The organism is Haloarcula sp. H-GB5 (assembly GCF_054850705.1).
Genome location: NZ_JBTWBG010000002.1, coordinates 1,407,209 through 1,428,934 on the forward strand (window position 1 = coordinate 1,407,209; position 21,726 = coordinate 1,428,934).

Annotated in this window: 22 protein-coding genes and 1 tRNA gene; 15 read left to right on the top strand and 8 right to left on the bottom strand. The window is 63.2% G+C overall.

All coding sequences use genetic code 11. The features are described from left to right. Positions 1-5: 5 nt before the first annotated feature. On the bottom strand, positions 6-1,970 hold the full coding sequence (locus ACYJ11_RS15155) for a 3-hydroxyacyl-CoA dehydrogenase/enoyl-CoA hydratase family protein (RefSeq protein ID WP_461648368.1): 1,965 nt from the start codon (positions 1,968-1,970) through the stop codon (positions 6-8). 113 nt (positions 1,971-2,083) lie between these two features. On the opposite strand from ACYJ11_RS15155, the gene ACYJ11_RS15160 reads away from it, so the two are divergent. The 3 genes from ACYJ11_RS15160 (at position 2,084) to ACYJ11_RS15170 (ending at position 4,763) form a co-directional block, all read left to right on the top strand. Next, a complete protein-coding gene (locus tag ACYJ11_RS15160; RefSeq protein ID WP_461648369.1) occupies positions 2,084-3,241 on the top strand; it encodes an acyl-CoA dehydrogenase family protein in 1,158 nt (385 codons plus the stop codon). A gap of 307 nt (positions 3,242-3,548) precedes the next feature. After that, positions 3,549-4,106 carry a serine O-acetyltransferase gene (cysE, locus tag ACYJ11_RS15165; RefSeq protein ID WP_461648370.1) on the top strand — a complete coding sequence of 186 codons (558 nt, stop codon included), beginning with the start codon at positions 3,549-3,551 and terminating at the stop codon, positions 4,104-4,106. A 45-nt stretch (positions 4,107-4,151) separates the two neighbouring features. Further along, positions 4,152-4,763, top strand: a complete 612-nt coding sequence (locus ACYJ11_RS15170; protein WP_461648371.1) for a DNA-3-methyladenine glycosylase family protein — start codon at positions 4,152-4,154, stop codon at positions 4,761-4,763. Positions 4,764-4,793: 30 nt separating this feature from the next. On the opposite strand, the gene ACYJ11_RS15175 is transcribed toward ACYJ11_RS15170, so the two are convergent. Continuing rightward, complete coding sequence (locus tag ACYJ11_RS15175; RefSeq protein ID WP_461648372.1) at positions 4,794-6,146, bottom strand: RimK family alpha-L-glutamate ligase; 1,353 nt, start codon at positions 6,144-6,146, stop codon at positions 4,794-4,796. A 114-nt stretch (positions 6,147-6,260) separates the two neighbouring features. On the opposite strand from ACYJ11_RS15175, the gene ACYJ11_RS15180 reads away from it, so the two are divergent. The 5 genes from ACYJ11_RS15180 (at position 6,261) to ACYJ11_RS15200 (ending at position 10,143) form a co-directional block, all read left to right on the top strand. Further along, positions 6,261-7,283, top strand: a complete 1,023-nt coding sequence (locus ACYJ11_RS15180) for a succinylglutamate desuccinylase/aspartoacylase family protein (RefSeq protein ID WP_461648373.1) — start codon at positions 6,261-6,263, stop codon at positions 7,281-7,283. A gap of 99 nt (positions 7,284-7,382) precedes the next feature. After that, positions 7,383-7,802 (top strand): succinate dehydrogenase, cytochrome b556 subunit, encoded by a 420-nt coding sequence (gene sdhC, locus ACYJ11_RS15185; protein ID WP_005534156.1) that lies wholly within the window; start codon positions 7,383-7,385, stop codon positions 7,800-7,802. Then, a complete protein-coding gene (locus tag ACYJ11_RS15190; protein ID WP_004592521.1) occupies positions 7,802-8,167 on the top strand; it encodes a succinate dehydrogenase hydrophobic membrane anchor subunit in 366 nt (121 codons plus the stop codon). The genes sdhC and ACYJ11_RS15190 overlap by 1 nt, the downstream gene beginning before the upstream one ends. Positions 8,168-8,170: 3 nt before the next feature. Then, the gene (locus tag ACYJ11_RS15195; RefSeq protein WP_004961005.1) at positions 8,171-9,058 is read left to right on the top strand and encodes a succinate dehydrogenase/fumarate reductase iron-sulfur subunit; all 888 of its coding nucleotides are present in this window, start codon (positions 8,171-8,173) and stop codon (positions 9,056-9,058) included. A 245-nt stretch (positions 9,059-9,303) separates the two neighbouring features. After that, a complete protein-coding gene (locus ACYJ11_RS15200; RefSeq protein ID WP_461648374.1) occupies positions 9,304-10,143 on the top strand; it encodes an ABC transporter permease in 840 nt (279 codons plus the stop codon). A 137-nt stretch (positions 10,144-10,280) separates the two neighbouring features. On the opposite strand, the gene ACYJ11_RS15205 is transcribed toward ACYJ11_RS15200, so the two are convergent. Next, entirely contained in the window at positions 10,281-10,481 is a 201-nt protein-coding gene (locus ACYJ11_RS15205) for a 2-dehydropantoate 2-reductase (RefSeq protein WP_229775383.1), read from the bottom strand. Between the two features lie 80 nt (positions 10,482-10,561). Then, positions 10,562-11,911, bottom strand: a complete 1,350-nt coding sequence (locus ACYJ11_RS15210; RefSeq protein ID WP_170096266.1) for a PAS domain S-box protein — start codon at positions 11,909-11,911, stop codon at positions 10,562-10,564. 247 nt (positions 11,912-12,158) lie between these two features. On the opposite strand from ACYJ11_RS15210, the gene ACYJ11_RS15215 reads away from it, so the two are divergent. Beyond that, on the top strand, positions 12,159-13,985 hold the full coding sequence (locus ACYJ11_RS15215; RefSeq protein ID WP_461648375.1) for an FAD-binding protein: 1,827 nt from the start codon (positions 12,159-12,161) through the stop codon (positions 13,983-13,985). 38 nt (positions 13,986-14,023) lie between these two features. Here ACYJ11_RS15215 and ACYJ11_RS15220 read toward each other — a convergent pair whose 3' ends face one another. Further along, positions 14,024-14,344: a cupin domain-containing protein gene (locus tag ACYJ11_RS15220; RefSeq protein WP_170096268.1), complete on the bottom strand. Its 321-nt coding sequence runs from the start codon at positions 14,342-14,344 to the stop codon at positions 14,024-14,026. A 213-nt stretch (positions 14,345-14,557) separates the two neighbouring features. On the opposite strand from ACYJ11_RS15220, the gene ACYJ11_RS15225 reads away from it, so the two are divergent. Then, a tRNA-OTHER gene (locus ACYJ11_RS15225) sits at positions 14,558-14,659 on the top strand. A gap of 363 nt (positions 14,660-15,022) precedes the next feature. On the opposite strand, the gene ACYJ11_RS15230 is transcribed toward ACYJ11_RS15225, so the two are convergent. Further along, positions 15,023-15,247, bottom strand: a complete 225-nt coding sequence (locus ACYJ11_RS15230; RefSeq protein ID WP_005534142.1) for a DUF7385 family protein — start codon at positions 15,245-15,247, stop codon at positions 15,023-15,025. Between the two features lie 86 nt (positions 15,248-15,333). Here ACYJ11_RS15230 and ACYJ11_RS15235 point away from each other — a divergent pair, with 86 nt between their 5' ends. The 4 genes from ACYJ11_RS15235 to ACYJ11_RS15250 all read left to right on the top strand — a co-directional run bounded on the left by ACYJ11_RS15235 (position 15,334) and on the right by ACYJ11_RS15250 (position 19,375). Beyond that, positions 15,334-16,374, top strand: a complete 1,041-nt coding sequence (locus tag ACYJ11_RS15235; RefSeq protein ID WP_461648376.1) for a nicotinate-nucleotide--dimethylbenzimidazole phosphoribosyltransferase — start codon at positions 15,334-15,336, stop codon at positions 16,372-16,374. A gap of 2 nt (positions 16,375-16,376) precedes the next feature. Further along, positions 16,377-17,696: a cobyrinic acid a,c-diamide synthase gene (locus ACYJ11_RS15240; RefSeq protein WP_461648377.1), complete on the top strand. Its 1,320-nt coding sequence runs from the start codon at positions 16,377-16,379 to the stop codon at positions 17,694-17,696. 72 nt (positions 17,697-17,768) lie between these two features. After that, entirely contained in the window at positions 17,769-18,578 is an 810-nt protein-coding gene (gene dacZ, locus ACYJ11_RS15245) for a diadenylate cyclase DacZ (RefSeq protein WP_005534138.1), read from the top strand. Positions 18,579-18,580: 2 nt separating this feature from the next. Next, positions 18,581-19,375: a mechanosensitive ion channel domain-containing protein gene (locus tag ACYJ11_RS15250; RefSeq protein WP_188980144.1), complete on the top strand. Its 795-nt coding sequence runs from the start codon at positions 18,581-18,583 to the stop codon at positions 19,373-19,375. Positions 19,376-19,381: 6 nt separating this feature from the next. Here the strand turns inward: ACYJ11_RS15250 and ACYJ11_RS15255 are convergent, their stop codons facing one another. Further along, the gene (locus ACYJ11_RS15255) at positions 19,382-19,930 is read right to left on the bottom strand and encodes an acyltransferase (RefSeq protein WP_461648378.1); all 549 of its coding nucleotides are present in this window, start codon (positions 19,928-19,930) and stop codon (positions 19,382-19,384) included. A gap of 25 nt (positions 19,931-19,955) precedes the next feature. Then, positions 19,956-21,308 (bottom strand): phosphoribosylamine--glycine ligase, encoded by a 1,353-nt coding sequence (gene purD, locus ACYJ11_RS15260; RefSeq protein WP_461648379.1) that lies wholly within the window; start codon positions 21,306-21,308, stop codon positions 19,956-19,958. 145 nt (positions 21,309-21,453) lie between these two features. Between purD and ACYJ11_RS15265 the strand changes: the two genes are divergently transcribed. Continuing rightward, complete coding sequence (locus ACYJ11_RS15265) at positions 21,454-21,717, top strand: hypothetical protein (protein WP_461648380.1); 264 nt, start codon at positions 21,454-21,456, stop codon at positions 21,715-21,717. Positions 21,718-21,726: the final 9 nt, after the last annotated feature.

Below are 21,726 nucleotides of genomic sequence, written 5' to 3' on the forward strand. Positions count from 1 at the left end.
CGCTATTACTTCCCTTCGAAGTCCGGCTCCCCGTCGCCCATGAACGCGTTGATGCCCTCCATCACGTCGTCGGTGCCGATGAGGTGGCCGAAGGCCTGTGATTCGACTTCGAGGCCGGCGTCGATGTCGTCGCGGCCGGCGAGCATCGCGCGCTTGGTGAGTTTCTGTGCGACCGGCGGGCCGGCGGCCATGTCTGTGGCCATCTCCAGCGCCCGCTCGTGGAGGGCGTCGTTGTCGACGACCTCGTTAATAAAGCCGTACTCGGCCATTTCGTCGGCGTCGTAGCGGTCGCCGGTGAAGATAATCTCCTTTGCGCGGCCCTCGCCGACGATGCGAGCGAGGCGTTGCGTGCCGCCCCAGCCCGGCAGCAGGCCGAGGTTGTGTTCTGGCTGACCCAGTTCGGAGCGTTCCGAGGCCACGCGGAGGTCGGCACAGGTCGCCAGTTCCATCCCGCCGCCCAGCGCGTAGCCGTCGATGCCGGCGACGACCGGCATCGAACATTCTTCGAGCTTCCCGAAGGTTTGCTGGCCCTTACGGGAGAGTTCAATAGCGTCCAGCGGCGTCGCGTTCGAGGCCATCGCCTGCACGTCGGCCCCGGCGGAGAACGCCTTGTCGCCGGCCCCGGTCAGCAGGATGGCACGCACCTCGTCGTCGTCTTCGAGCAGGTCGACTGCGTCGGCGAGGTCGTCCATCAGTTCCGGGCTGACGGTGTTCATCCGGTGGGGACGGTCGAGTTCGATGTGACCGACCATGTCACCGGGATATTCGACCGTGACGTTGTCGAACTCCGCCGGCGCATCGTCCTCGCTACCGTAGAAGCCGCCCGCTTCGGCAGCCTCTCGAAGGCCGTCAGAGACGGCGTAGCGCTCTGCGCCGGTCGCCTCGTGGGTTTCTTCGAGTGTATCGACGAGCGTCTCAAGGCCGGTCTTGTCGGCAATCTTCGCAGGACCGTCCGGGAAGCCACCGCCAAGCTGGACAGCCTGATCGATGTCCGCGACGGGAGCGACGTCGTTCTCGACGAGCTTCCCGACCTCGTTTGCCATCACGGCGACGAGGCGGTGCTCAACGTCTTCGCGGCCGGCGTCGGTCGGAATGTCGACGCCGCCGTTCTCGTAGTCGTAGAAGCCCTTCCCAGTCTTCTTCCCGAGTTCCTCGTTCTCTACTTTCTCTTCGAGCAACGGACACGGGGCGTAGGGCTCGCCGAGGACCTCGTGCATGTACTCAAGCACGTGCAACCCCACATCGTTACCAACCTGATCTGAGAGTTCGAACGACCCCATCGGCAGGCCCATGTCTAACTTCGTCGTCGAGTCGACCTCGGCGATAGTTGCCTCATCGTTGTGGACGAGCCACGCGGCCTCGTTCATCAGCGGGACGAGAATTCGGTTGACGATGAACCCTGGCGAGTCCTTGCGGACGCGGACCGGCGTTTTGCCGAAGTCCTCCGCAAGCGCCTCGATAGCGTCCAGCGTGTCGTCGCCCGAGTGTGCGCCGGAGATTACCTCGACCAGTTGCATTCGCACAGGTGGGTTGAAGAAGTGCATCCCACAGAACTGCTCGGGCCGTTCGGTCACTTCCGACAGTTCCGTGATAGAGAGGCTGGACGTGTTCGTGGCGAAGATGGCGTCTTCGGGCGCGTGTGCTTCGACCTCTGTGTACACGTCCTTCTTGATCTCCATTTTCTCCGGCACAGCCTCGATGACTACGTCGACGTCGCTGACCGCTTCCTCAACATCGACAAGCGGCGTCACACGGTCAAGTGCCGCATCAGCCTCGTCCTGCGTGAGCTGGTCTCTTTCGGCCAGCTTGTTCAGCGACCATTCGATGTTGTCGTAGCCGTCCTCGACGAACTCGTCTTTGATGTCCCGCATCCGCACATCGTAGCCTGCGAGCGCGGCCACTTCGGTGATTCCATGACCCATGTTCCCGGCACCGAGCACGGCGATAGTGTCAATATCCTCGAAATCCATGACATATCGTTCCACTGCCGGCCGAGGCTTCAACGTTTCTCTCGTTAGAAAACCACTCTCAAGTTTATTTCGGATTACAAACCATTAATGCATATCACGTCAGCACACCACATATGGACTTCGAACTGACGAAAGAGCAGCGACAGATAAAGGACGAGATCGCCCGGTTCGCGGAAAACGAAATCAAGCCCGTCGCGACCGAGTACGACACGGAAGAGAAGTTTCCCCGGGAGATTGTCGAGAAGGCCGCCGAGATGGGGCTGACAGGCGCGAACATTCCGATGGAGTACGGCGGAGCAGGCTACAATACGCTGACGAACGCTATCATCGCCGAGGAGCTGTTCGCGGCCGATCCCGGTATCGGTCTGAGCATCCAGTCGGCCGCCTTCGGTGCTGACGCCCTCATCGGGTTCGGCTCGGAGGCCCAGAAGGAGGAGTACCTCGAACCCGTCGCGACGGGCGATGCCATTATGGGCGCGGCCATCTCCGAGCCCGACACCGGCTCTGACGTGTCGTCGGTGTCGACGCAGGCGCGAAAGGAGGGCGACGAGTGGGTCATCAACGGCAACAAGATGTGGATCACGAACGGCTCGGTCGGCGACTACTTCGTCGTCCTCTGTGAAACTGACCCGGATGCGGAGGGACGGTACAACGGCTTCTCACAGATCCTCGTCGAGTCTGACCGCGACGGATTCGAGGCGGAGAAGATTACCGGAAAGCTCGGCATCCGAGCGTCGGACACGGCAGAACTCATCCTCAACGACGTGCGCGTCCCCGAAGACAACCTCGTGGGAACGCGCGGGGCCGGCTTCCTCCAGATAATGCAGTTCTTCGACGAGACCCGGACCGGCGTGGCCGCACAGGGCGTCGGTATCGCTCGCGGGGCCGCCGAGCGCGCGCTGGAGTACGCGCAGGACCGCGAGCAGTTCGGCCAGTCCATCTCAGAGTTTCAGGCCATCCAGCACAAGCTCGCCGAGATATTCACCGAAATCGAGGCCGCACGGCAGCTCACCCACAAGTCTGCCTGGAGCGTCGACAACGACGCCGACAAGCTCACGCAGTTGGCGTCGATGGCCAAGGAAAAAGCCTCCCGCGTCGCCGTCGAGACCGCCGACGAAGCCGTCCAGATCCACGGCGGTGCTGGCTACGTCAATGACTTCGATGTCGAGCGGTTCTACCGTGACGCCAAGATCACCCAGATCTACGAGGGGACGACCGAGATCCAGAAGAACATCATCGCCCGGGAACTGCTCGGGAAGGGCATGACTTGAACAGGCCCCGGTTGTCGGCGTTTGACAGTCCTTCGCCCGCCTCACCGACCCGGGTGGCTGCGTCTCACGTGCGTGGGCTCGCTGGAGGGTGAATATGGTCGAACCACTGCTTTTTAACCGAGCGAGCGACGTAGTTGGAGCAACGATGGGCGACCGAGTCTCATGCCCCGCTATTCGCCCGCTTCGGACCGTGATCAGTTGCTGCTCTCCCCGTCGCTGTTGTCCTCCTCAGTAACTTCTGTCCGGTGATTCGGACCGCGACCGACTGTCTCGTGCGCAGACGATACGCCATCACTACAACACACCAATGTTCGACCGACTGAAAGCGGATATCCGTACAGCACTCACAAAGGACCCGGCGGCGACCAGTGCCATGGAGGTCGCGCTCACGTACCCCGGCCTGCACGCGATCTGGGCCTACCGCATCGCCCACTGGCTCTGGACGAACGACCGGAGGTTACTCGCCAGGCTCATCTCCCACGTCACGCGGTTCCTGACAGGCGTCGAGATCCACCCCGCCGCGGAGATCGGCGAGCGCGTGTTCATCGACCACGGGATGGGCATCGTCGTCGGCGAGACGGCCGAGATTGGCGACGACGTGCTCCTGTACCACGGCGTCACCCTCGGTGGCACGTCAATGCGCCGGGAAAAGCGCCATCCGACGGTCGAAGACGGCGCGACCGTCGGTGCTGACGCCTCGATAATGGGGCCGATAACGGTCGGAGAGAACGCATCCGTCGGCGCTGGCGCTGTCGTCGTCGATGACGTGGCCCCAGAGACGACGGTCGTCGGCAACCCAGCCGAACCGGTCGGCGCGGCCGGCATCGCCTCACCGAATCCCGACCCCATCATCGCCGACGGCTAACAGCGACAGACACGTTCTTTTCCGTCGAGTCAGTACCACAGAGCGATGAGTAACTCGCCACACGAGGCGTTGCGCGCAGACCCCGACATCGGGCCGCTGGTCGAGACCCACGGCGAACTCACGCTCGACCCCGCGTCGGACCTCTTCGAGCGGCTCGTCGTCTCGATTCTCCGCCAGCAGGTGTCGATGGCGTCGGCCGCCGCGACACGGGAGCGGCTGTTCGACGCCGTCACCGTGACACCGGCAGGCATCAGAGACGCTGACGACGAAGTGCTCCGGGATGCCGGCCTCTCGCGGCAGAAGACCCGCTACGTCAACGAGGTCGCCGATGCGTTTCTGGAACACGGCTACTCGCTGGAGACGTTCGAGGACGCCGCTGATGAGGAAATCCACGAGGAACTGACTGCCATCACGGGCGTCGGCGACTGGACAGCGAACATGCAGCTGCTGTTCGCGTTCGGCCGCGAGGACGTGTTCCCGGTCGGCGACCTCGGCATCCGGAAGGGGTTCGAAGCCGTCGTCGGCGAGGGCTACAGCCGCGCGGAGATGCGCGAGTACGCCGAGCGGTGGTCGCCGTATCGGAGCTACGCGAGCCTGTATCTGTGGCGGGCTAGCGAGGACATCGCCGAGAGTGTCGCGGAAGTGAACGGAGACTGAACCGGGCCGGAAGCTGGTACTGGCGCGCCGTTACTCTTCGCTCTGTTCCTCTTCCTCGGTGTCCACTTCCGTCTCGTCGTCCGCGCGGCGGTTCACGTCGACCTGGTAGTGTTTGAGGATGTCCCGTCCCAGCAACAGCGGGTAGTCCATGTGCCCGCGGTCTTCGACGCTGGCAGTGACGGTGTGCTGGGTCCCGCCAACGCCGACGACGAGGTCGACAACTGGGCGCGAGCGGCCGGACTTGAGGCTCCCGGATTTGATCTTCACGATGTCGAGAATCGGCCCCGTTCCGATTTCCGCGGCGAGTTTGGCGTCGATACTGGTTCTGGTCGCACCGGTGTCTGACTTCGCGAGAACGGACTTTGTCCCCTGCGTTCCGGTGACGACGACCTCCTCGATGTAGCCCACGACGACGTTTTTCTGCGCTTGCGGCTGTGGCTTCTTCGGCGTACACGCGGGCTTGGAGTCGTCGAGTCGGTCGGAGAGCCGTTCGACAGTTTCATCGTCGACGCTCCCGCCGGCCCGCTCGATGGCGAGCTGAGCGATATAGGGGGCGGGACTGACACCGCTGGCCTTGAACAGGCCGCGGAACCCGGCAGTGGGGTTCACTTCGAGCACGTAGTAGCCGTCATCGCTCTGGACGATGTCGACGCCGGCGTAGTCCAGCCCGATGGCGTCGACTGAGTCGAGCGCGATCTCTCTGACGCGCTCGGGGAGTTCGCCCGTCATGTCCTCGACCTCGCCGCCGAGCGCGACGTTCGTCCGCCACTCGCCATCGGGCGCGTAGCGGTTCATCGCCCCGACGATCTGGTCGCCGACGACGTACACACGGAGATCGTGGTGGCGTTTCTCGTCGTGTTCCATGTACTCCTGTAAGAACGCGTAGCGACCGCCGACTTGTGCGTTGACCTGATTTTCCAGATCAACCATCCACGTTCCGCCGCCGTGGGTGCCGATAGCCGTCTTGTACACCGCGCGGTCACCGAAGCGGTCCCGCTCCTCGTTCAGCATATCGCTCGACAGAGCGAGCAACGCATCCGGGACCGGGACGCCAGCGTCAGCCAGCGCGGCAGCGCTCGAAAACTTGTGTAAGGCCGTCGTCGCAGCCATCGGCTCGTTCAACGTCGGTGCGAGCCGGCTGATAGTCATCCCGAGCCCGATTCCTTCCGCGGGATGTTCGCTGCTGGAGAGCAACAGCCGATTCGCGACCACGTCGACGTCGGGTTCGAGCGTCATCTCGCCGTCGGCAACGCTAATTGCGGTGTTTTCGGTCCGAAGCCACTCCGTCCCGTAGCCCATCTCGTCGACCGCGTTCAGGATGGCCTTCGACTCCTTGCTGGAGTGGAGACTGAGGACGCCCACCGTGAGGTTTTGATCGCTCATGCTGTCGCTTTCTGTCGGCCTCAGTATAGGTGTACGGATATGGCATGCCGTACGGCCCCGACGTGGGACCGCCTCGCCGGAGGGGTTTTAGCCGCCGCCTCTTGTTGTGAGTGCATGGGCAAAGCCGAGCCGTTCACCTACGACGGGGGGATCGTTGCGCCGGGCGAGACCCGTAACGTTCGCTACACGGTCAGCGAGACGTATCTGGGGGACGCCGTCCGGATGCCGGTTACCATCGTCAACGGCGAGCGGCCCGGTCCGACAGTGTTTCTCACCGCAGCGGCACACGGTGACGAACTCAACGGCATCGAAGTCGTCCGGGAGGTCGCCCACGAGTGGGACCACGAGGGGCTGGCGGGGACACTGGTCTGTCTCCCGGTGCTGAACGTCCCGGCGTTTCTGGCACAGGAGCGATACCTGCCGATCTACGACCGGGACCTGAACCGCTCGTTCCCCGGCGATCCCGACTCGACGAGCGCAAAGCGGATGGCCCACGAGATCTTCCGGAACTTCCTGGCCCCCTGTGACGTGGGCCTCGATTTCCACACCTCCACGCGCGGGCGGACGAACATGCTCCACGTCCGAGCGGACATGGAGGACCCCGAGGTTGCGCGGGTCGCAAACGCCTTCGCATCGAACGTCATCATCTCCTCGGAAGGGCCGTCGGGGTCGCTCCGGCGGGAGCTGAGCGATTCGGGCGTCCCAACGATCACGATAGAGATGGGCGAAGCCCACCGGTTCCAGCGGCCGCTCATCGACTCAGCGCTGGAGAGTGTCCGATCGGTGCTCGCGGAGTTCGGCCTCCGGGACTCCGATACGGTCCGGTGGCCGGGCTGGCGCACGGTCATCGACGACAGCGGCGAAAAGACCTGGATCCGTGCGGACTCGGGCGGCCTCGTGGATATGCACTACGACCGCGGCGACTTGGTGTACGAAGACGACGTGATCTGTACGATCGCGAACCCGTTCAAGACGGAGAACACGCTGATGCGTGCGCCGTTTACCGGCCTGCTGGTCGGCATCCTCGAAAACCCACTGGTGTACCCCGGTAACCCGCTCTGTCATCTGGTCCGACTCGACGACCGGACACAGCGGGCGATCGAGTGGAACCGCCGAACGAACGACGACGATTGGTAACTGTGGAGTAGTCAATTGACGAACGTCTTCGGGCGGGATTCCGGCGATACGCGTCCGTTGTAGAAACTACTATCTGTCCCCGGACTAACCCCCCAGTGTATGAGTCAGTCTTACAATCGCGGCACCGTCGAGGACTTCGGACGGTGGCGGGAGTTCACGGCCGGGATGTGGGCCTGGATCTTCCACAAGTTCACCGGCTGGGTTCTCGTGGGCTACCTGTTCACCCACATCGCGGTGCTGAGCACTTCGGTCGGCGTCGATCCGGCGAGCGCGCAGGCAGGCAGCGACCTCTACACCAGCACGCTCAGCGGCCTCGAATCGCTGCTGATCGTCCGGTTCCTTGAAGTCGGTCTGCTGGCCGTCGCCGTCTTCCACATCCTCAACGGCATCCGACTGCTGATGGTTGACCTCGGCGTGGGCCTTGAATCGCAGGACAAGAGCTTCTACGCGTCGCTGCTGCTGACCGGCGCTATCGTCGTCGCCAGCGTGCCGACGTTCCTCGGGGGGAAGCTAGTCTAATGGCCCAGCACTACTCCTCTTTCGACCGCGGCGGGCGTCGCTGGCTGTTCCAGCGGCTGACAGCAGTGTTCCTCATCGGCGTGCTCGCGTTCCACTTCATGCTATTGCACTTCGTGAACCACGCCTCTGACATCACGTTCCTCGGCACGCAAGCCCGGATGAGTCAGGTCAGCTACTTCGCAACGATGTGGCTGTTCCTCGTCACCGCGACGTTCCACGGCGTCAACGGTGTGTACAACGCGCTGGTCAATCAGGGACTCACCGGTTCCCAGAAAAACGCAGTCAAATACATGCTTGGCATCGCCGGCCTCCTGCTCGTCGTGCAGGGGACCCGCGTGTCGCTGGCCATGACGACCCTCGTCTGAACTATGAGTACGCAAATCGAACAACAGGAAACCGAGACGGAAGCCGACGAGGAAACAGAGCCCGAGGTCGAATCCCCGGGCGATCGTCGGCGCGCACAGCGAGACGAACGACAGGCACAGGAGCAGGCCCAGCGGGAAGTCGAAGAGGAGACGCTCGACGACGAAGACACGATCACGCTGAAAGTGTTCCGCTACGACCCTGAAGTCGAGGGGAAGCAGGAACCGCGCTTCGACGACTTCCGTGTTCCGTTCCACAAGGGCATGACCATCCTCGATGCCCTCATCTACGCACGGGACCACTACGACTCCTCACTGACCTTCCGACACTCCTGTCGACAGGCTGTCTGTGGGTCAGACGCTCTGTTCGTCAACGGACGACAGCGCCTCGGCTGCAAGACGCAGATCTCCGAGCTTGAGGACCCCGTCCGTATCGAGCCGCTGCCCCACCAGGAAGTGGTGAAGGACCTCGTCGTCGACATGGAGCACTTCTACGACCAGATGGAGGCCGTCGAGCCGTACTTCGACGCCGACGAGACGCCGGACGACAAGCTCGAAGAGCAGCGCCAGACCCGGGAAAACCGCGAGAAGGTCAAGATGTCCACGCGGTGTATCTGGTGTGGCGCGTGTATGTCCTCGTGTAACATCGCCGCTGGTGACAACGAGTATCTCGGCCCCGCCGCCATCAACAAGGCGTACCGCTTCGCGATGGACGAACGCGAAGGCGAGAACCGCAAGCAGGAGCGACTCCGTATCATCGAACAGGAACACGGCGTCTGGCGCTGCCAGACCCAGTTCTCCTGTACCGAAGTGTGTCCGAAAGACATCCCGCTGACCGAGCACATCCAGGAACTGAAGCGGGAAGCGGTCAAGAACAACCTCAAGTTCTGGTGAATTCGGGATAGCATTCCTTCTGCAGAAAGCCGCTAGTCGTCAGGTACGCTGCGTCTGTCGCCACCTGTCATTGGTCAGTTGTTTCAAAAGCGTACGCGCTTCCTCCCACGACTTTAGTCGTGGGCTTCCGCGCTGCTTCCGCTGTGACCCAGAGTCGCCTGAGACAGTCACTATAGAGACATGGGCCCACAGTGCGTTCAGGAGCTACTAAGATTTATTGGCAGCTCTGGACAACTACTCAACAAATGTCCCTCCCTGCGGTCATCAGGAAAGATTTCAACGACGCAATCCGCTCAGGAGCGTTCCTCGCTACCACCCTGTTGTTCGTCCTCGTTGCCGGATTCTGGGCGGCGATTCAGCACGTCCCGCTGACGGCTTCGGCGAGCGATGTCCCGACCAGCACGCTGGCGCTGCTCAACAGTATGGGTCAGCCGATGAGTTTCTTTGTCCCACTGCTGGGGTTAGCCATCTCCTATGCCGCTATCGCCGGTGAGCGTGACAGCGGGAGCATCAAGCTCCTGCTCGGCCTGCCGAACTCGCGCCGTGACGTTATTCTCGGGAAGTTCATCGGCCGGTGTGCCGTTTTGACTATCGCTATCCTCAGCGGCTATTTTGTCGTCGCTGTCTTCGCACTGTTCACCTACGAGTCATTTGCGGCCGTCAAATTTGTGCTCTACACCATCTTGACGGTCTTCTACGGTGCGGTCTATGTTGCAATTGGTATCGGCTTCTCGTCGATACTGAAGTCTCAGTACACAGCGGTTATTGGTGCGGGGGGACTTTACATCCTCTTTCAGCTCGGATGGGACGTTGTAACGGCTATTTTGCAGGTCATCACTGTCGGCTACACGCCCCCAGATTCCGGTGCACCTCCGTGGCTGATTGTCGTCCACGCTCTCAACCCGACTGCGGCAGTCGGCTACGCGGCACGGGCGATAATCCCCACGTTCGACGAAATAATGTCCTACCCAGTATCGGCTTCATTCTACCCGCCGAAGTGGGCCGGGTTCGCCATTCTTGGGGGCTGGCTCGTTCTATCACTTGGGTTCGGCTACATTCGGTTCCAGTCAGCGGATATAATGTAACGTTGCACAGTCCGACAACGATGACGGCGTGGTGCGTCCGTTCCCCACTCTGTACTGTCGTGGTCGGGCTCGCCCGTTACTCCCGTCTGGCCGTCGCCAGTGCGAGAATCGCTGTCACGACCTTGTTCATCGACGCATCAACCCGGCCTCGGCCGGGTCATCGGTCGCCGGAGGTCAACCGCCATATCGCCGTGGATGCTCTCGACCTGCAGCCCATCAGTTTGGAATGCAGCTAGGTGGTCGCCTCTCGCAATGAGGTGGACCTCGTGGCCCGCGTGCGCCAGCCGTGCGCCCAGATAGCCGCCAATACCGCCAGCGCCGAAGATACAGAGTTTCATACTCTGTAGGCTTACAGCTGACCAGAGCAAAGGGACTGGGGGCAGTCTGTCGCGGCAAAGCGCAAGCGCCCCCGCAGCGGTCAGGAGTTCCGACAAATGAACTCGAATCGCGCACCGCCGCTTTCGCTGTCGGTCGCGATGACTTCCCAGTTGTGTGCGTCGACGATCTGTTCGACGATGCAGAGCCCGAATCCGGTTCCGTCATCGGCCGTCGAGTAGCCGGGTTCGAACAGGTCCGCAGTGCCGTCGGGGAAGCCCGCCCCGTCGTCCGTGACATAGAATCCCCACGATTCCGTCCCGACAGTGACGGTCACGTCGTCGCCACCGTGTTCGATAGCGTTTCGAAAGAGGTTCTCCAGTAATTCCAGCATCGCACCCTCGTCGGCCTTGATGCTGTCGTCGGCGTGGGTTTCAAGTGTTGCGTCCTGGGTGTCGACCATCGACCAAGCCCGCTGTGAAAGGGTATTAAGATCGACTATCTCGGTTTCCGCCGGATCAACGCCCTGTTTGGCGAGCACGAGCAGGTCGTCGATGAGTGTGTACATCCGATCGATGCTCCGCTCGGCCCGCTCGAAGTGTGCGTCCTCGCCTGTCTCGCGTGCGAGTTCGAGCGAGCCGTCGAGAACGTCCAGCGGGTTCCGTAGGTCGTGACTAATCGCGTCCGAGAACCGTTCGAGGCGCTGGTTCTGTCGCTTGAGTTCTTGCTCGCGCTGTTTCCGCTCGGAGATATCACGGGTCGTCACGACGACGTGGTCTTCCAGTGGGCCGCTCGCGACCTGCTGGCCGCGGGACTCCGCCCAGATCCAGTCGCCATCTGCGTGGCGGTACCGGTGCTCGATGACAGCGACGTACCCCGGATCGTCTATCATCCGGCCGAACTCGGTGAGTGCGGTCGAGAGGTCGTCCGGATGCACGTACTCGAAGAGGTCCGAGTCCTGCATCGCGTCCTGTTCGTAGCCGAGGACGCGTTCCACGGATGGGCTGATATACTCGACGCTGCCCTGCTCGTCGAACACGGTGAGTACGTCGGAGGTGTGTGTGACGAACTGGTGGAACCGGGCCTCGAAGCGCGGCCGGTCGCTGACATCACGGGAGGTGAACACCCGGCAATCGCGGTCCGTCTCGGTATCCGCTGAGACGATGGTTTCGAGCCAGACCCAGTCACCATCGGCGTTCCGAAACCGGTACTCCGTCCCGTCGTCTTCCCGTTCGCCCGCCAGTGTTGCCCGGACCCGCTCCGCGTCCTCTGGGTGGACGAGGTCAAGCCAGTTGGTGCCGACGAGCGACTCCATATCGTACCCCAACACCCGTTCGATTGCTGGGCTCACGAACCGTATTATCAATTCGCCATCAGTGACCGTCAGTACTGAGGGTGCCTCTGCTAACACCGCTTCGAAGTCATCAGTTGACGTGAGATACTGGTCTGGCATCAGGGTGGGAACGGGTCGGGCCCGTAGTGACACTATCCGGTGGGTCTAGTATCAGTAGTTGGTTCCTAAGTATTCACAGCGCGTGATATAATTCCATCGGATAGGTCAAAAATTCACCCTGAGTGACAGTAGGGCCCTATGTCAGGAACGGATAGATCCCGCTATTGGCGTCGCACTCAGTAACGCAACAGGGAGGCTTAAGTTTGGCTAATCCTAAGCCGAAACTACGCCAAGAGACACTCTCACAATGTACGAACACGATGTTATCGTGGTCGGCGCGGGTGGCGCTGGCCTCAGGGCGGCTATTGCAGCGGACGAAGAGGGTGCAGACGTTGCCCTCGTGACCAAGCTCCATCCGGTTCGGAGCCACACAGGTGCCGCGGAGGGGGGAATCAACGCTGCCCTCCAGGAAGGGGACTCCTGGGACCTCCACGCGTACGACACGATGAAGGGGTCCGACTACCTCGGCGACGCCCCTGCCATCGACACCTTCGCCAAGGACGCCCCCGAAGAGGTCATCCAGCTTGAGCACTGGGGAATGCCCTTCTCGCGCGAGGACGACGGCCGCGTCTCCCAGCGCCCGTTCGGCGGTCTCTCCTATCCGCGGACGACGTACGCGGGTGCCGAAACCGGCCACCACCTGCTGCACACGATGTACGAGCAGGCGGTCAAGCGCGGCATCGAAGTGTACGACGAGTGGTACGTGACCCAGCTCGCGGTCACTGACCACGACGACCCCGAGGACCGCGTCTGTCACGGCTGTGTCGCATACGACATCAAGTCCGGCGAGATTCAGGGCTTCCGCGCCAACAACGGCGTGATTCTCGCGACCGGCGGCCTCGGACAGGCCTTCGACCACACCACGAACGCCGTCGCCAACACCGGCGACGGCTGTGCGATGGCCTACCGCGCCGGCGTGCCGATGGAGGACATGGAGATGATCCAGTTCCACCCGACCACGCTGCCGTCGACGGGCGTCCTCATCTCCGAGGGGGTCCGCGGTGAGGGTGGTATCCTCTACAACGACAACGAGGAGCGGTTCATGTTCGAGCATGGCTACGCCAACAACGAGGGAGAACTGGCCTCCCGTGACGTGGTCGCCCGTGCCGAACTGACAGAAGTCAACGAGGGCCGCGGTGTCGAAGATGAGTACGTCGACCTCGACATGCGCCACCTCGGCGAGGAGCGTATCCTCGACCGACTGGAGAACATTCTCCACCTCGCGGAGGATTTCGAGGGTGTCGACGGCCTCGACGAGCCGATGCCGGTCAAGCCCGGCCAGCACTACGCCATGGGTGGCGTCGAAACCGACGAGAACGGCGAGACGTGTATCGACGGCCTCTACGCGGCCGGCGAGACCGCGTGTGTTTCGCTGCACGGCGCGAACCGACTCGGGGGCAACGCCCTGCCGGAACTGCTCGTGTTCGGTGCCCGCGCCGGCCACCACGCCGCCGGCAAAGACATGAAGACCGCCGAAATCCAGACCGGCCCCTCTGCCAAGAGCGAGCCCGGCGACGTGGAGCCGCCAGTCGACCCCGGCGCAATCGACGCCAGCAGCGACGATGTCGCCGCCGACGGGGCCGCGGTCGAACCGAAGGCGGTGCTCGAAAGCACCGTCGAGCAGGAACGCCAGCGCATCGAGACCCTCATTGAGTCCGACGGCATCAACCACGCCGAAGTCCGCGCGGACGTCCAAGAGACGATGACCGAGAACGTCAACGTGTTCCGGACCGAGGACGGCCTCGAAAAGGCCCTTCGGGACCTCCGGACGGCGCGCAAGGAATACGAGAACGTCGCCGTCGAGGACCCGTCCCGGACCTACAACACGGACCTCATCCACACCATCGAGACCCGCAACATCCTCGACGTGGCCGAGGCAATCACGCTTGGTGCACTTGCCCGCGAGGAGTTCCGCGGCGCACACTGGCGTGCGGAGCACCAGGAACGCAAGGACGACGAGTGGATCAAGCACACGATGCTGGCCTGGAACGAGGGACAGCCGGAACTATACTACAAGCCCGTCATCCTCGAAGGCGACGAGGAAACCTACGAACCGAAGGTCCGGTCGTACTGACGGTCTGACCACCGGCTGCGACGCTGTTTCTGCGATTTTTAGGGTGCGCCGACGAGGACGAACGTGCTCTCTGTCTCGCCGTTGTGAATCGTCCGTTCGGCCTCCGGCGGAAGCTTGATTGCGTCGCCCGCTTCGAGAGAAACGTCTTCGCCGTCAACCTCGACGGTGGCTGTCCCCTCAACAAGGATGTACACCTCTTCGTGACCCTCATCGGCATGGTCGTGCGGTTTGCCGGTCCAGCCGGCATCACAGTCCAAGACAGTAACGCCGACCTGCTCACAGTCCAGCGGGTCTCGAAGGAAATGCATTGCATCTGCGACCGGTTCCACGTCGGTGTAGTTGACTTTCGTGTAGCTCACGTCCACTGGTGTCGCCAGCCAGCGCAAAATAAGTTGTTGTGGATCCGATAGGAAAGGGCGCAGAGACGGATACCGCTCCGACGCTGGGCGCTACCGCTGGTGAGACACAGATCAGCGACCGGCTAAGCGGCACTCGAACGTCGGGAGCGTTGAGTGCGGAAACACCCGCAATCATCACTTACTTGGTTGTCAGGAACGTATTACGGGTAGCTTGGAAGGGTGGCTCAGTGGTAGAGCGCTACCGACCAACATGCCAGAATCGGTTGGTGGTTACCCCGCAAAGGGCTCCGCGTGGTTCGACTCCCGCCCCTTCCATTTTCGGACATTCGCCGTGAGCGTAGCGGCCGGTACTGGTGTGTCACACTCGCCAGTCAAGCCTGACAGCTGACTGCCCAAAACTACCGCAACCCCGGGTTGACTATGAGCTATCGGAGATCGAAAACCGCCAGTGTGGGAGCCGACGGCTCACAGGAAGTGGAAAGGTAAGGAATGTGGGGGTGGGGGGTGGGGTGGTGCGGCACCAGTATGGTGCCTATCTCAGATAACGAGGGGAGGCGTATAAAAAGCCGTCGCTGGGATTATCACATTTGATTTCGGTAGCGCACCAGCCCCAGCCGCCACGCTATTGACGCAGAAAGCAACCAGAAAACAACAGCGACGTGTCCCAGTTCCGACCAGTTATTTGTGGGTGAACAGCACGACCTTCCCGTCGTTGATCGTCGTACAGAGGTCCATCTCGAAATCGAGATTGAGGGAGGTGAACTCCTGCTTGCAGACGACCATATCGTCGAATGGCTCTTCACAGGACGGACAGGCCACAGCCGTCGTGTTCTGGTAGGAAGCGATCGCCTCGTTGTCCTCGCGCGGCGTCAACGACGACCGAAGTTCATCGAAATCGTCCATGTTCGGGCAACCGCGGGCGCACGGTATAAATCATACGCCGCCCCGGCACCAAGGTATTAAAGTTTACTTGTGGTAATACAATCACAATGACTTCACCCGGTGGCGGAACGCGCTTCGCACTCGTCGCAGGAACCACGGAAACCGCAGGTCGGGCGGGGATCAGTGCCGCCGGAGCCGATCCCGAACTAATGTCGGTAACGCCCGCTGCAGACGCCGAACTGGTGACCTACGGCACACCAGTTCGGACGGGCGTGACGCCGGTCAGTCCGAGCGGCTGTCCGACGCCAGCGCTGGTGACGCGGGCCGTCCGAGAAGTCCTGGGATTTGACGCCACAGTTGTCGATGGCGGCTTGGCCGAAAAGACCGGGGCACCGACAGTCTCTGTCGGCGCACGCCCGGGCAAGGACATCGCGGAGCAGGACCCGGTGCCGACGGCCCACGGGGCGTTCGCGGCCGCCCGACAGTTCGGCCAGTCGCTCCCGGCCGACGAACTGTATCTGGGCGAAACCATTCCCGGCGGGACGACGACGGCGCTCGGTGTCCTTCGTGCACTGGGCGAAACGGGAATGGTCTCTTCGTCACTTCCGGAGAACCCGACAGCGCAGAAGGAAACGCTGGTCGCCGAGGGACTGCAGGCCAGTTCGCTCGCACCGGGCGACGCCGCGAACGAACCGAAGCGAGCGGTCCGCCGGATGGGCGATCCCGTTCTGGCGACGCTCGCCGGGCTGACCGCAGGGGCCGTCGAGAGCGATACCGCCGTAACGCTTGCCGGCGGCAGCCAGTGTGTCGCCGTCGCCGCGCTGGTCAGGCACGGCGGCTACGAGGGGCCGCTCGGACTGGCGACGACGAGCTACGTGGCTGACGACGAGAGCGCCGACGTGCGGGCGTCGGCCGACCGACTCGACCTCGACCTGACAGTGACGGACCCCGGCTTCGACCAGAGCGACCACGTCGCGATGGAGCGGTTCGTCGCCGGCGAGGCCAAGGAGGGGGTCGGCATGGGCGGTGCGCTGGCACTCGCCGACCGCGCCGGCATCCCGATGGCAGAGGTCAGGGACCGCTTCGCGGCCATCTACGACGATCTGATCGGCGACGAACCGACACCGACAGCCGAGGAGGGGACGTGACGATGGAGGGGGTCGTCCTCGCCGGCACGAGCTCCGGCGTCGGCAAGACCGTTGCGACGCTGGCGACCCTGACAGCACTTGAAGACGCCGGGTATCAGCCACAGCCGGCCAAGGCAGGTCCGGACTTCATCGACCCAAGTCATCACGAAGCACTTGTCGACACGCCGTCGCGGACCCTCGACCCCTGGCTCGCGGGCGAAGACGGTATGTGTCGCACCTACTGGCGCGGCACGGGCGACATCTGCGTCGTGGAGGGCGTGATGGGGCTCTACGATGGGACGAAGACATCGACGGCAGCCGTCGCCGAGGGGCTGGACCTCCCGGTCGTTCTGGTCGTGGATGCGAAAGCCGGCATGGAAAGCGTCGCCGCAACGGCGCTCGGGTTCGCACAGTACGCCGACCGCATCGGCGTCGATATCGACGTGGCCGGCATCCTCGCACAGCGCGCCCACGGCGGCCGACACGCCGACGGGATCAGGGACGCACTCCCCGAGGACCTCGCCTACTTCGGCCGGATTCCGCCGATGTCGGACCTGGAGATTCCCGACCGCCATCTCGGGCTCCACATGGGCTCGGAGGCCGGTCTCAATCGCGACGCGCTCTCGACGGCGGCGGAGACCATCGATGTCGAGCGGCTAGTCGAGACAGCACGGGCACCGCCGGAAGTCGCGACTACGGAGCGAAATACTGGCGACCCGCCGGCTGACCACCGGGTCGCTGTTGCACAGGACAGCGCGTTCTGTTTCACCTATCCCTCAGTGCTCGAACGGCTCCGGTCCGAGGCGACTGTCGAGCCGTTCTCGCCGGTCGCCGGCGACCCAGTCCCCGACGCCGACGCGATATATCTGCCCGGCGGCTATCCGGAACTCCACGGCGAGTCGCTCGAAACCGGTGGCACGCTCGACGAGCTAGCCAGTCGTGCCGCCGACAGCGTCCCCATTTACGGCGAGTGTGGTGGGCTGATGGCGCTGTCGGAATCGCTGACGACGACCGACGGCGACACCTACGAGATGGCCGGGGTTCTCCCCGCAAACATCGAGATGCAGGACCGGTACCAGGCGCTCGACCACGTGGAGCTGGAGGCGCAGTCAGACACCGCCGTGGCCGCGTCCGGAGCGCACCGGCGCGGACACGAGTTCCACTACTCCGCTGCGACACTCGGCAACGACGCGTCGTTCGCCTTCGACGTGGTCCGCGGCGACGGCATCGACGGCGAACACGACGGCCTCACGGAATACAACACCGTCGGCACGTACTGTCACTGCCACGGGGAGAGCGGCGCGTTCGGTCAATTGCTGGCAGTGCCTTCGAAAGATATCTGACCGGTGACCCGCCGTCGGACGTGTGGCTGACTGCCCGCAACCTTTTTTTCGACAGACAGCATCGTTCTGATAATGAACGAGTTGCGCGACCTGCTCGGAGACCTGGTCGCAGACGTCGACGCCGTGTTCCTGTTTTCCCCGAACGCGTCGTTCTTCGAGGAGTTCGACGACGTCGACGAGGAGATCGTCGTCGTCGGGCCGGAGAACACCCTCGATGCGGAGCCGTTCGTCGAACTGCCGATTGATTTCACCGACCTCGAAGGGCGCCTTCGCTTCGGTATCGAGGGCGCGCTAGAGCAGGGCATCGTCGACGAGGGCGACGAGGTGCTCTGTGTGACCGAAGTGCTGGATGGGTCTGAGAACACGCTCGTTCGGGTCCAGACCAACGACTTCTCCCCCTCCGGCGTGTACGACATGTTCGTCAACTCCAGGGCGGACGCGAGCGTCGTCCGCGACGTCTTCGAGGTCGCCATCGAACTGGGGAAGAAAGGCCAGAAGGGCAAGCCCGTCGGTGCTCTGTTCGTCGTCGGTGACGCCGGCAAGGTGATGAACAAGTCCCGGCCGCTGTCGTACAACCCCTTCGAGAAGTCCCACGTCCACGTCGGCGACCCCATCGTCAACGTGATGCTCAAGGAGTTCTCGCGGCTCGACGGCGCGTTCGTCATCTCCGACGCCGGCAAGATCGTCTCCGCGTATCGGTACCTCGAACCATCCGCAGAGGGGGTCGATATCCCCAAGGGACTCGGCGCTCGGCACATGGCGGCCGGCGCAGTCACCCGTGACACCATGGCGACGGCTATTGTTCTCTCGGAGAGCGACGGGCTCGTACGGGCGTTCAAAGGCGGGGAGCTGGTCCTCGAGATCGACCCCGAGGAGTACTGAGGATGCAGTTCGGCTTCGACTGGGCGACGGTCATCCGGCGGGTGTTCTCGCCACAGGGAACGTTCGTCTTTTCGCTCGTAGTACTGGCTGTGGGTATCGTGCTTGGCTATCTCGTCTGGCGCTCGTCCCGGCGGTTCATGCGCGAACTCGGTGTCCCAGAGGCGGTTGAGGGAACGCCTTTCGAGCGGACGGCGAGGGGACTTGGCACATCGACCGTCGGCATCGTCTCGAATCTCGCAGCGCTATTCATCTACATCACGACGGTCACCGCCGTCCTCAACATCGCGCAACTGACCGACCCGGAACTGTACTGGGCCCGCTTCACGTCGTTCCTGCCCGACCTGTTTATCGCCCTGTTCGCCGTCATCATCGGTCTCATCGCGGGCGACAAGGCCAAACTCATCGTCTCCGAGCGGCTGCGCAGCGTCAAGATGCCCGAGGCGACGGTCCTGCCCGAACTCGTCAAGTACAGCATCTTCTATCTGGCAGTGCTCATCGCCCTCGGACAACTGGGCGTCGAGACCCTCGCCCTGCTCATTCTCCTCGGGGCGTACGCGTTCGGGCTGGTGTTCGTCTGCGGGCTGGCACTGAAAGACATCCTGCAGGCCGGTGCGGCCGGTCTCTACCTCCTGTTGACAGAGCCGTACAGCATCGGCGACGAAATCGTCATCGGCGACCAGAGCGGCATCGTTCAGGAAGTCGACATCCTCGTCACGCGTATCGAAAGCGACGGCGAGGAGTACATCATCCCGAACAAGCGCGTCTTCAACACGGGCATCGTCCGTGTTCGTGGCTAAGCGAGGTTATGGTTCTTCGGTCGGCTCGTCGTCCGAGCTCAACGGTTCGGCCGGGACGCCGGCAACCGTCGTCTCTGGTGGCACGTCGGCAGTAACGAGCGAGTTCGCCGCGACCTGTGCGCCCGGACCGATTTCGACGCCGGGCAGCACAATCGCACCTGCACCGATCATCGCCCGTTCCCCGACGACGACCTCGCCGGTCCGGTACTCGTCTTGCAGAAACTCGTGACACAGCAGCGTCGCGTCGTACCCGATGATGGCGTGGTCGTCGACGGTGATGAGCTCGGGCCAGAACACGTCCGGTGTCGACTCCAGCCCCCAGGCGACACCGTCGCCGACGGTGACACCGAGTCGCGAGAGCAGCCAGTTCTTGAGCCGGAGGCTCGGCGAGATGCGACAGACGAGGATGACAACGTAGTTTATCATCACCCGGAGCGGGTGTTTGGCGTCCGGCCACGGGAACAGGGAGTTGTACAGGCCGGGCGTCGGGTGCTGGCGCAGCCGGTCGTGTCGTGGACCACTCACGTCCGTCGTGTACGGGGCCGCGGTACTCAAACCCGGCGGCTCCGATGCCGCGCGCTCAGTCCGCGCCGCCGCGGATGTCGTCCATGTGGTCGATACGCTGCTGGACGAGGTCGGCTTTGCCGATGTCGTGGCGGACCCGGAGGCCCTCCGTACCGGCCCGCTGCAGCGCTTCCTCGGCGATGGCCTCCGCGTCGCTAATCGTCTCTGCCAGGCCAACAACGGCGTAGGAACGAGAGGTGGTGGTGTAGATACCGTCCTCGCGGTCGTCGACGCTTGCGTAGAACAGCAGTGCCTCCGGGGCTATCTCCGCGTCGTCGCCGGACTGCTCGCGATGATCCTGAACGACTTCGGCGATTACGTCGTCGTCGATAGTCACCTTCGCCCCGGCGTCAGGGTCGGTCGGATAGCCGTCCGGGACGGCGTACTTGCAGACGGTCGCCATCGGGCGGAACGAGAGCTGTGGCAGCGGGTCACCGTCGCGGGCAGCAGTCAGCACGTCGAGGAAGTCGGTGTTCAGCACCGGCAGCGTGTTCATCGCCTCGGGGTCGCCAAAGCGGGCGTTGAACTCCACGACGCGTGGCCCGGTCTCAGTGAGCATGAACTGGCCGTACAGCACGCCCTTGTAGCCGTCGAGGGCCTCGACGGTCGCACGGAGCACATCGACGGCGTCCATGTAGTCGTCCTCTTCCATGAAGGGTAGGTGGAGGCTGGCGTCGGAGTAACTCCCCATGCCGCCGGTGTTCGGACCCTCGTCGCCCTCGTAGGCTCGCTTGTGGTCCTGTACCGCCGGCGTGACGCGCAGTTGGCCGTTTGCGACAAAGGCCTGGACGGTGAACTCCTCACCGACGAGGCGCTCTTCGAGGACGACGCGGTCGTAGTCGGAGCTTCGGAGGTACTCTTTGGCCTCCTCAGCGGTGCACTGGTCACCGATGACGCGGACGCCCTTACCGCCAGTCAGCCCGGCAGGCTTGACCGCGAGGTCGCCGTCGTACTCGTCGATGTACTCGCAGGCGGCCTCCATGTCCTCGAACGTCTCGAAGTCCGGACAGCCGGGGATGTCGTGTTCGCGCATGAACCGCCGCTGGAACGCCTTGTCCGTCTCGATGCGGGCCTCCTGTTCCTGTGGCCCGAAAGTGTAGACTCCGGCGTCATCCAGCGCGTCGGCGACCCCGGCGGCGAGGGCCGCCTCGGGGCCGATGACCGCCAGCGTGGCGTCAACCTCCCGAGCGTAGGTCGTCACTGCCTTCGGATTGGTCGTATCGAGTGCCTCGAAGCCGTCGGCGAGGGCGACGATGCCCGGGTTCCGGTTGCTGGCACAGGCGTACAGCTCCCCCGGCGAGTCCGCGAGCGAGCGCGCAATCGCGTGTTCCCGGCCGCCGCCACCCACGAGCAGCACTGTCTCTGACATACCCGAAGGCCGGATGGGCTCTCACGTAAGTATTGTCTTTTCGCCGGTTTTCGCTGACTGTGGCGGTTGTTTCTGTGTCGAGCGCAGACGAGTCGCCAGACGGAGACCGGGAGCTACTTCACCCGACCGCCTGCCAGACAGGTGTGTGTCCCCTCCCCGCCCATTCATCGACCCCGCAACAGGAGAGATCGACAGGGCCCAGATACTTTCGGAGGCCGTGCCACTCGCGAAACTCGTCGGCGTGTTCGTTGCCGGGAGCCTCCCGTTCTATGCCATCGCCTTCTTCGGTGCCGAGAACTCCGCGCTGGGTGCACTACTGGCCCTGATCGGTGATTTTATTCTCGCCGTCGGCGCTGGAATTGCCCTGATGTACGTCATCGCCCGTGGAATCCGGCTGGCGGGCGAGTGAGGCGTCGCT

Excerpts from the sequence above, each read along its gene's own strand:
- ACYJ11_RS15155 (WP_461648368.1), bottom strand. The coding sequence starts at position 1,970 with ATGGATTTCGAGGATATTGACACTATCGCCGTGCTCGGTGCCGGGAAC.
- ACYJ11_RS15250 (WP_188980144.1), top strand. The coding sequence starts at position 18,581 with ATGCAGTTCGGCTTCGACTGGGCGACGGTCATCCGGCGGGTGTTCTCG.
- ACYJ11_RS15160 (WP_461648369.1), top strand. The coding sequence starts at position 2,084 with ATGGACTTCGAACTGACGAAAGAGCAGCGACAGATAAAGGACGAGATC.
- ACYJ11_RS15190 (WP_004592521.1), top strand. The coding sequence starts at position 7,802 with ATGGCCCAGCACTACTCCTCTTTCGACCGCGGCGGGCGTCGCTGGCTG.
- cysE (WP_461648370.1), top strand. The coding sequence starts at position 3,549 with ATGTTCGACCGACTGAAAGCGGATATCCGTACAGCACTCACAAAGGAC.
- ACYJ11_RS15205 (WP_229775383.1), bottom strand. The coding sequence starts at position 10,481 with ATGAAACTCTGTATCTTCGGCGCTGGCGGTATTGGCGGCTATCTGGGC.
- ACYJ11_RS15240 (WP_461648377.1), top strand. The coding sequence starts at position 16,377 with ATGGAGGGGGTCGTCCTCGCCGGCACGAGCTCCGGCGTCGGCAAGACC.
- ACYJ11_RS15195 (WP_004961005.1), top strand. The coding sequence starts at position 8,171 with ATGAGTACGCAAATCGAACAACAGGAAACCGAGACGGAAGCCGACGAG.
- ACYJ11_RS15175 (WP_461648372.1), bottom strand. The coding sequence starts at position 6,146 with ATGAGCGATCAAAACCTCACGGTGGGCGTCCTCAGTCTCCACTCCAGC.
- ACYJ11_RS15215 (WP_461648375.1), top strand. The coding sequence starts at position 12,159 with ATGTACGAACACGATGTTATCGTGGTCGGCGCGGGTGGCGCTGGCCTC.
- ACYJ11_RS15200 (WP_461648374.1), top strand. The coding sequence starts at position 9,304 with ATGTCCCTCCCTGCGGTCATCAGGAAAGATTTCAACGACGCAATCCGC.
- purD (WP_461648379.1), bottom strand. The coding sequence starts at position 21,308 with ATGTCAGAGACAGTGCTGCTCGTGGGTGGCGGCGGCCGGGAACACGCG.
- ACYJ11_RS15170 (WP_461648371.1), top strand. The coding sequence starts at position 4,152 with ATGAGTAACTCGCCACACGAGGCGTTGCGCGCAGACCCCGACATCGGG.
- ACYJ11_RS15230 (WP_005534142.1), bottom strand. The coding sequence starts at position 15,247 with ATGGACGATTTCGATGAACTTCGGTCGTCGTTGACGCCGCGCGAGGAC.
- ACYJ11_RS15235 (WP_461648376.1), top strand. The coding sequence starts at position 15,334 with ATGACTTCACCCGGTGGCGGAACGCGCTTCGCACTCGTCGCAGGAACC.
- sdhC (WP_005534156.1), top strand. The coding sequence starts at position 7,383 with ATGAGTCAGTCTTACAATCGCGGCACCGTCGAGGACTTCGGACGGTGG.
- ACYJ11_RS15180 (WP_461648373.1), top strand. The coding sequence starts at position 6,261 with ATGGGCAAAGCCGAGCCGTTCACCTACGACGGGGGGATCGTTGCGCCG.
- dacZ (WP_005534138.1), top strand. The coding sequence starts at position 17,769 with ATGAACGAGTTGCGCGACCTGCTCGGAGACCTGGTCGCAGACGTCGAC.
- ACYJ11_RS15210 (WP_170096266.1), bottom strand. The coding sequence starts at position 11,911 with ATGCCAGACCAGTATCTCACGTCAACTGATGACTTCGAAGCGGTGTTA.